Annotated in this window: 8 protein-coding genes and 1 pseudogene; 2 read left to right on the top strand and 7 right to left on the bottom strand. The window is 39.6% G+C overall.

Annotated features, from left to right (window positions below):
* Window positions 1–238 precede the first annotated feature (238 nt).
* Window positions 239–1,333, top strand: a complete 1,095-nt coding sequence (gene thrC / locus AN490_RS14020) for a threonine synthase (protein ID WP_213710491.1) — start codon at window positions 239–241, stop codon at window positions 1,331–1,333.
* A gap of 87 nt (window positions 1,334–1,420) precedes the next feature.
* Here the strand turns inward: thrC and AN490_RS14025 are convergent.
* The 5 genes and pseudogenes from AN490_RS14025 to AN490_RS14045 all read right to left on the bottom strand — a co-directional run.
* Window positions 1,421–2,554 (bottom strand): annotated as a pseudogene (locus AN490_RS14025) (S8 family peptidase); the annotation flags it as partial.
* A gap of 337 nt (window positions 2,555–2,891) precedes the next feature.
* On the bottom strand, window positions 2,892–4,568 hold the full coding sequence (gene nadB / locus AN490_RS14030) for an L-aspartate oxidase (RefSeq protein WP_300004342.1): 1,677 nt from the start codon (window positions 4,566–4,568) through the stop codon (window positions 2,892–2,894).
* 122 nt (window positions 4,569–4,690) lie between these two features.
* On the bottom strand, window positions 4,691–5,119 hold the full coding sequence (psbU, locus tag AN490_RS14035; RefSeq protein WP_300004346.1) for a photosystem II complex extrinsic protein PsbU: 429 nt from the start codon (window positions 5,117–5,119) through the stop codon (window positions 4,691–4,693).
* A gap of 306 nt (window positions 5,120–5,425) precedes the next feature.
* Complete coding sequence (locus tag AN490_RS14040) at window positions 5,426–6,157, bottom strand: DUF3120 domain-containing protein (protein ID WP_300004348.1); 732 nt, start codon at window positions 6,155–6,157, stop codon at window positions 5,426–5,428.
* 416 nt (window positions 6,158–6,573) lie between these two features.
* Complete coding sequence (locus AN490_RS14045) at window positions 6,574–6,942, bottom strand: PIN domain-containing protein (RefSeq protein ID WP_366925043.1); 369 nt, start codon at window positions 6,940–6,942, stop codon at window positions 6,574–6,576.
* A gap of 118 nt (window positions 6,943–7,060) precedes the next feature.
* On the opposite strand from AN490_RS14045, the gene AN490_RS14050 reads away from it, so the two are divergent.
* Window positions 7,061–7,303 carry a hypothetical protein gene (locus AN490_RS14050; protein WP_300004351.1) on the top strand — a complete coding sequence of 81 codons (243 nt, stop codon included), beginning with the start codon at window positions 7,061–7,063 and terminating at the stop codon, window positions 7,301–7,303.
* A 146-nt stretch (window positions 7,304–7,449) separates the two neighbouring features.
* Here the strand turns inward: AN490_RS14050 and AN490_RS14055 are convergent, their stop codons facing one another.
* Together AN490_RS14055 and AN490_RS14060 are read right to left on the bottom strand one after the other, a co-directional pair.
* The gene (locus AN490_RS14055; RefSeq protein WP_300004354.1) at window positions 7,450–7,881 is read right to left on the bottom strand and encodes a type II toxin-antitoxin system VapC family toxin; all 432 of its coding nucleotides are present in this window, start codon (window positions 7,879–7,881) and stop codon (window positions 7,450–7,452) included.
* A gap of 3 nt (window positions 7,882–7,884) precedes the next feature.
* On the bottom strand, window positions 7,885–8,133 hold the full coding sequence (locus tag AN490_RS14060) for a plasmid stability protein (RefSeq protein WP_015081136.1): 249 nt from the start codon (window positions 8,131–8,133) through the stop codon (window positions 7,885–7,887).
* Window positions 8,134–8,367: the final 234 nt, after the last annotated feature.

Genomic DNA, 8,367 nt, shown 5'->3' on the forward strand with positions numbered 1-8,367 from the left:
TGACGGTCGCAGCGAGATTAGATTAGGCTAAACCTTTAATCTAATTCTGTCAGTAGAATCTCAGTGGCTGTCTTCCCTGAGAGTGTCAACATATACTCTAATCGGTTACAAATGTAGTGATAAAAGACTCCGATCATTGTGACGGTGTTCCGCAACTAACATATAGACTTGAAAAGTGGGATACTTATATCAAGAGCATTCCCAATCCTAAATCCTTAATTAAGAAGTTTTGAATCCTGTGACTTTGAGCCTGTCTGCTGCTAAATCTCATTGCCAACCCTGGCCAGGGCTGATAGAAGCCTATCGTCAATACTTGCCTGTCAGCGAAAAAACCCCGGTGGTGACTTTGTTGGAGGGTAACACACCTTTGATTCCCGTGCCAGCGATCGCTGAACGTATTGGCAGACAGGTGAAGGTGTATGTCAAATATGATGGACTTAACCCCACTGGTAGCTTCAAAGACCGGGGGATGACCATGGCAATTTCTAAAGCAGCAGAAGCAGGTGCTAAGGCTGTGATTTGTGCCAGCACTGGTAATACCTCCGCCGCTGCCGCTGCCTATGCTAGACGGGGGGGAATGAAACCCTTTGTGTTGATTCCTGATGGCTATGTGGCTTTAGGTAAATTAGCCCAAGCGTTACTTTATGGGGCTGAAGTCCTGGCTATTCAAGGAAATTTTGACCGCGCCCTGGAAATTGTCCGGGAAATGGCAGATCAATATCCCATCACTTTGGTAAATTCTGTCAACCCCTACCGGTTAGAAGGGCAAAAAACTGGAGCTTTTGAAGTTGTTGATGCCTTGGGTGATGCCCCCGATTGGTTATGTATTCCCGTGGGAAATGCGGGCAATATTACAGCATATTGGATGGGTTTTTGTCAATACCATCAAGATGGTAAATGCGATCGCTTGCCGAAAATGATGGGTTTCCAAGCCGCTGGGGCTGCACCCTTAGTAAATGGTCAACCAGTGGCACATCCGGAAACCATAGCCACAGCCATTAGAATTGGTAATCCCGCCAGTTGGGATAAAGCCATAGCCGCTCAAACAGCCAGCCAAGGCAGTTTTCGTTCTGTCACTGACGAGGAAATTCTCGACGCTTACCGACTATTAGCATCATCGGAAGGGATTTTCTGTGAACCTGCCAGCGCGGCTTCTGTCGCCGGTTTGTTACAGGTAAAAGACGAAGTTCCCACCGGGGCAACGGTAGTCTGTGTCCTCACTGGTAATGGTTTAAAAGACCCAGATACAGCCATTAAACACAGTCACGCCCAATTTAAACAGGGTATTCCGGCGGACATTAAAGCCGTTGCGAAAGCAATAGGATTTGATTAACACTCTCAGTGGCTTCAAGCCATAGATTCTCTAGGACTTGCCGTCTAGAGGGGGGAATAAAGACGGCATTTTCAACCCCGGTTCTGAAGGTTTTGTTGGCTCTGAAGGATTAGTGCTATTTGCAGATGTGCTGGTAATAATTTGGCGGACTTGGCTTTCAGTTAGCTTAGGGTTAGCACTGAGCATGAGAGCGACAACACCAGCAATGTGAGGGGCTGCCATAGAAGTGCCATTGTAGTTGGCATATTGATTATTGGGTATTGTGGAGTAAATATTAACTCCTGGGGCAGTGACATAGGTGATTTCTTGAGAACCAGAACGGTTGGAAAAGTCCGCAAGCTTATTATTTTGATCCACTGCACCTACAGCAATTCCTGAATTATAGGCGTAGCGGGCGGGATAGGATGGCATTGAGTCACCATTATTACCGGCTGCCATAACAACGATGACGTTTTTGCTGCTGGCATATTCAATGGCTGACTTGAGAGTATTGTTAGAGGAATTACCTCCTAGACTGAGATTAATGACATTTGCGCCATTATCAACTGCGTAATAAATGCCTTTGGCGATATTTGAGTAAGAACCTGAGCCGTTGGCATCTAGGACTTTGACTGGCATAATTTTGGAGTTATAGGCAATGCCGGTGACTCCAATGCCGTTATTTTCTCCGGCTATAGTTCCAGAAACATGAGTCCCATGACCATTGTTGTCTAGGACATTGTTATTGCTACTATCAAAATTCCAGCCTTGAGCATCGTCAATATAGCCGTTACTATCATCATCTATCCCATTACCAGCTATTTCTTTGTTATTACTCCAAATATTATTTTTTAAGTCTTGATGGTTGTAGTCTACGCCTGTATCTAGTACGGCAACAATAGTTCCTTGTCCTGTATATCCATTATTCCAGGCTGTGGGAGCTTTGATCAGATCCGCTCCCCAATTATTCCCACCCACATTAGGAACGTCTGCATAGGGACTAACACCTGCGGCTTTACTGACTGCTAATCCAGCATTCACCAAGCCATAGCCATTTGTTGAGTTATAACTACTATTAGTAGCAACAGATGCGGTTGCTGCTAAATTATCTTGGGAAGAAGAACTATGACTACCCCAAATTATCTTATTATCAGTGGGATCTTGAAAGGCATTGGTTTGGGAAATGGCAGTATAATTGATTTTTTTTTGAGATGAAAAGTCCGCAGAAACATCAAGTGACATAAGTATTTAAGCCCCAAAAATAGTTATATTTTCTCTGACAAAGTAATTTTGTCAATATTTGCAAATTCAATAATTTGAAATTATCAGTTATTCCGCTTTGTTAATTATTACTATGAGTTGGTAATGCAAAAAGATATTTTAATTACGAATAAATTAATATTTAATGAATGATGCTAACAAGAAAAATAAATTAATATTTGATGACATAACCAGTAAAAATATGATTTCATGACAAAATCAGGATTTTTTCATATTCCTGATAGAGATATACTATACTAGTATGCACTTGAATGAGATCCACTCAAATGTACTAAGCGACAAGTAATAATAAATGATATCACCTATTACTTATCCACCATTGTTGGTTTTGAACAAGAGTATGAAATTGCCAATTTGGATCAGTTTGGGGATAATCTAAACGGTAATGTCCACCCCGGCTTTCCGTTCTAAAAACAGCACTTTTCAGAATTAATTCCGCCACATCTAATAAATTACGAGTTTCTGCCCAAAGCCGTAATTCCTTTTCAATTTGTGGTTGTTGAAAATTAACTGATTGTGTTGGTTTTAAACTCAATAATAATTGACTTAAAGATAAAGCCGCAAAGTCTTCTTGCCAAGATGCAACTTGAGAAATAGCATTTTCTAAACTGGATTTTTCTCGACAAATACCTGCACTTTGCCAAACTACACGGGGTAAATTTTGGCGAATTTCTGCTAATTGTCTTTGTTGATTTTCCCACTCAATTAGAGATGGGTTAACTTCCAAATTCTCAGTTTCAATAATGTTAGCAGATTCCTGTTTTCCCAGTTGCAATTTTCCATAGTCAACATTAGCCATTTGCGCCCCAAAGACAATACATTCCAACAACGAATTACTGGCTAAACGATTAGCACCATGTACCCCCGTACTGGCAGTTTCTCCAATGGCATATAAACCGGGAATATTCGTGGCATTCATGACATCTGTGAGAATACCACCCATCCAATAATGGGCAGCAGGTGACACAGGAATGGGTTGAGTAAAGACATCAATCCCCCAATGACGACAAACAGCGATGATATTCGGGAAACGGTGGCGAATTTTGTCAGCGGGAATGGGGCGCATATCTAACCAGACATTCGCTGTAGCCGGGTCAGCAGCCGTTTTTTGTAAATGACTGAAAATAGCTCGACTAACCACATCTCGCGGTGCTAGTTCCCCTGCTGGGTGGTAATCAAAGGCAAAACGTCGCCCAGTATCATCCACAAGATGCGCCCCTTCTCCACGCACAGCTTCACTAATCAGGAAACGTCCTGGTTTACTTAGGGCTGTGGGATGAAACTGGACAAATTCTAAATCCCGCAGAATTGCACCTGTCCGCCAAGCGATGGCTACACCATCACCTGTACTTACCTCTGGGTTAGTGGTTTGGGCAAATACTTGACCACCGCCCCCAGTAGCTAAAATCACAGCCCTGGCTCTAATCCAGGTAATTTTACCTTGATAAAATAGGCTAGTTCCCAAACATTGACCGGTTTGCGGTTCTATCCATAAACTCAAAGCCAAAGCTTGCTGAATTACTTGAATATTTTGACGACGCAGGACTTGATCTGTAAGGGTGGTGGTAACTTCCCTGCCGGTGGTATCGGCGGCATGAAGCACACGAGGACGAGAATGGGCTGCTTCGAGGGTTAAAGCCAAGTTACTGTCATGACGATCAAACGCTACGCCTAAGTTAACCAGGGATTGAATACAACTGGGGGCTTGTTCGGCGAGGAATTTGACAGCGGCGATGTCGCATAAACCAGCACCTGCTTTTAATGTGTCTTCAATATGCAGTTGTGGCGAATCTTCTGGGGCTACGGCTGCGGCTATGCCACCTTGCGCCCAATCACTGGCGGATAGGGAAACTGTTTCTTTAGTAATTAAGCCGACTCGTAAGGATGTGGGTAGACATAGGGCTGTATATAGTCCTGCTGCACCGGCACCGACTACTAAAACATCAAATTGGTTAGGAATATTTATATCAGGCAAGGGATAACTATGATTTTTGTGATTTGGATGATTTTTGGGATTTACAGCCCAAAATTTAAGATCTCAACTTAGGGTATGGGTAATTGGGAATATGTTTTCAATTCCCAATTCCCAATCCTTAGTTATCTGTAGATACCGTTATTAATACGGTCGTCCCCTTCATTGAAGTTAGGCTCTAATTCTGTAACTGTAAAGTTTGCTAAGTTAGCTTGCAAACGTTCTTTTTGGCTATCGGTCAATCCTGGCAGATTTAATACATCTTCTACTTTTTCGTAGGGAGCATTAGCGACAATCTTCTTAGCCAAGGTGGGATAAAGTCCAGGAAAATCTTGGAAAGCCCGCATATTGGTATTGTTCAAATCAATTTTCTTGCCAAACTCTGTTGCCAACTTCTGATCTGCTTTGTTTTGGCGGGCAATTGCTAAAACGGGGACTTGATTTCCCACAAAGCTGTTGAAGCCAGTACCTTGGGCTGTTTGGGTAGTTCCCAACATTCCCCAACAACCTAGCAACAATGTAAATACACTGAATAAACGCACCAATGCTTTCACGATTTTTACCTCTTTTTTTCAAGGAATAATAAAATTTTGCAGCCAAAAGCTATGAACTTTAGGGCATAAGCCGGAAGTTTAAGGGTGTTAGAGCAGTTTATTTTCTAACTTGATCCTGGTTTCTTCATGGTTTAGCTTCATGGTTTCAGCTTGAGAGTTTGCACAACAGTCATCAAAAACTAATATACAGCGGATCAATATCCATAATATTTACGACTATTTGGTTTGATTTGACTTTTGCCAAAAATCTGACCTGATATCACCTTTGCGCCCATTTTTCGGTGTTTACCTAAATTCATGGGAATTTCACGCCAGAACTGCTGCTAATAAGAAGAGACTGTCTACTAGGATTGTACTCAAAACTGCGCCGCCAAAGGCATACCAATGACATTGCTTATTCAGTAAAGAAGCTGTTCCTACAGTCATCAGAATGAGAGCAAGAATGATTGCCCAGGCTTGTCCCCAGGGTGTTTGGACTTGTGTTAGGGCATTCTGTAAGATTTGTGAAGCACCAGATGGATCTGTTCTCATAATTTGTCGCCAATAAGGCATCAAATCCACTAAATAAAAATAAATATCGGTTAAAACCGTTCCTAGTAAAGAACCGAGGTAAAACCAATTGCCGACTTTACCCCAATTTTTCGCTAAACACCACACAGCAAAGGGTAATCCTAGTGCTTCTATAGGTATATGCCAGATTGGTTCATATCTTAACCAACCCCAATAAATTGCGCCTGTTAACCAAGTCCAGCTAAATCCAAAAAGTAAATCTCCCCACAGATAGGTTTGGGGACGTGACATTAATCTAATACTGATCCACACCCAAAAGCCTGTCATTAATACGCTAAGAGTAGGAAATGAGCGCACTAATGGTGCTTCCATGAACACTGGTACTGATACTAAAAATCCTGATGCTAAAAATATTAACCAACTTTGTCGGGAAGAGATAAAGTTTGGTAAAGAAGGATTTTTAAGGCTGTCATCAATATCTAACGTCGGGTTAGTAGCTGGATAGCAAGGAAATGTATGATTAATCAAAGTTTTTAATATTTGTTACTAAACTTTACTTATCTAGAGTATCATAACTGAAAATCCCCCCTAGGGGCATCTTGATTATACATAAATAACAACAAGATCCCCGACTTCTTAGAGAAGTCGGGGATCTGACTTTTGCAATACTATTGATAAATCACCAGATTAATCAAAGAAGTTGGGAGTCTTGTGATTAAACTATAAGTTATTTGTATGGGATTTTTGAAAAAAGGACTTTCTCAACTAATGGGAGTCTATTCTCATTATTATTGAGAATTTTATCAATATTTTAACGAGTTTTGGTGATTTCAGCTAGGGGGCTTGACAGAGTTTCGAGTTTTAGGTATGCTTATGATATGAGTGGAAAAGTGTGCGCTCATATATATAAATCGAGAAACAAAATATTATAGAGTTGTAAAATTTCAAAATCGAAATTTCATAAACGTTTCAAAATCACGATCATTATGAATTAGGGTTAGCTGGTTTTCTATTGCTATTTGGGCAATACAACAATCTATACTAATTCTAACAGTTAACCCTTGTCTTTGTAAATCATAATAAATTCGTGCAGCGAAAACCCAAGTATTATCAGTTGCTTCAAGATAGTCTTGTTCTTGCAGGTAGGTTTGCAATAATATCCACTCCCTTTCATCTCGACAACCTTGTAATAATTCCATTTGGGTAAATCGAGTCAGAAAGACATTTTCATCTTTTATAAGTGTCTGGAGATTTTGACGTGCAACTCCTGTTTTATCGCGTAAAACATTTATCCAAACGGAAGTATCAATCAGAAACTTTCACCAAAATATACCTGTCTCAAAATGTATAAAATCATGGTTTAATTGGATGTGAGATTTGCTATTATTAAAAATAAGGTTTAAGATAATTAACAGAATTAGGTAAAGATCAATGATTTCAGAACAAGAATTATTAACAAAGTGGCGATCATTACCCCAGGATAAACAACAGGAAGTCTTAAAATTTGTAGAATTTATGCAATTGAAAACCACTGCAAAAAAACCGCCTTTGGGGGAACGTTTGCGAGAAATTCGCTCTAAAATTGTTGCATCTGGTAAACCTTTATTAAATGCAGATGAAATAGAAAAAGAATTAGCTGATCGTAGGGGTGGAATCCAAGGTAAACAAGAATGATTATAACTACTACTGAGAAAAAAACAAAGCCTATGCACAAAGTAATTGGTATTAAAGTAATTTCTATTTTTGATTAAGATGTTTATTGTCTGAATCAGATATTTTTATTATGTTGGGTTGCTTTCCTTAATCTAAGCTACGACTTACTAATATATTGATTCAGGTTTCCAAGGATTAATAATAGAAATACCACATCCTTCAAAATCAGTAACATTGCGCGTTGCTATAGTTGCTTTATGAGTGTAACAAATAGCAGCAATTTGAGCATCAGGTTGAGAAATTGGAGTACCATTTTTTCGTCGTTGAGATGCAATATAAGCAAATGCTACAGCAGCATTTTGATCAAAAGCTAGAACTCGTCCAGCGAAATCTTCAGAAAACATTAGTTGTGCTGTTTGACTGAGTTCTTCTCGTCGTTTTCCTTCTGGAAGTAAAGCAATACCATAGAGAATTTCTGCTTGAGTAATTGTTGTAGTAAACAAACTCATTAAAGGTTGTGCTGCTACCCATTCACGAACTATTGCTGATTTTTGAGTTTTCATTAGTTCGGAAATGACGTTTGTATCAAGAATAATCATTTTCTAATCTGCAAATATTGACACTGTGCGAATCGCTTCTCTCTCTATTTCTGGTAATTCCAAATCTTCAAAATTGGCAAAACGGTTTTCAATTAGAGTTGCTAAATTGATAGGATTTTTAGGATTTTCTGTGAGAACAAGACGGAGAATTTCTGTAATTTCTTGTTCTAGGGAATGTCCATGTTTTTCTGCTCGTTTTTGTAACTGATTTTGCAGATCATCATCAAGGTTAGAGATTGTGATATTAGTCATAATCAATTGAGATAATTTTTATGTATCTATCATTAAAGCATAAATGTATTATACATTATTTTGTCTGAATCAGGATATCCAGGATTAGAGGATTTATGGCTAACGCCACGCTACGCTATCAGGATGTAGTTGTTTGATTGTCTATAAAATATACAGATTTTGGGATAATAGATAAGTTATCAGTTAAATTATCCGCTGTTAATTCTTGACTATTACTGTAACTGGATTTTATAA

Origin of the sequence: Anabaena sp. AL09 (assembly GCF_001672255.1) — a bacterium.
Taxonomy (GTDB): Bacteria; Cyanobacteriota; Cyanobacteriia; order Cyanobacteriales; family Nostocaceae; genus Dolichospermum; species Dolichospermum lemmermannii.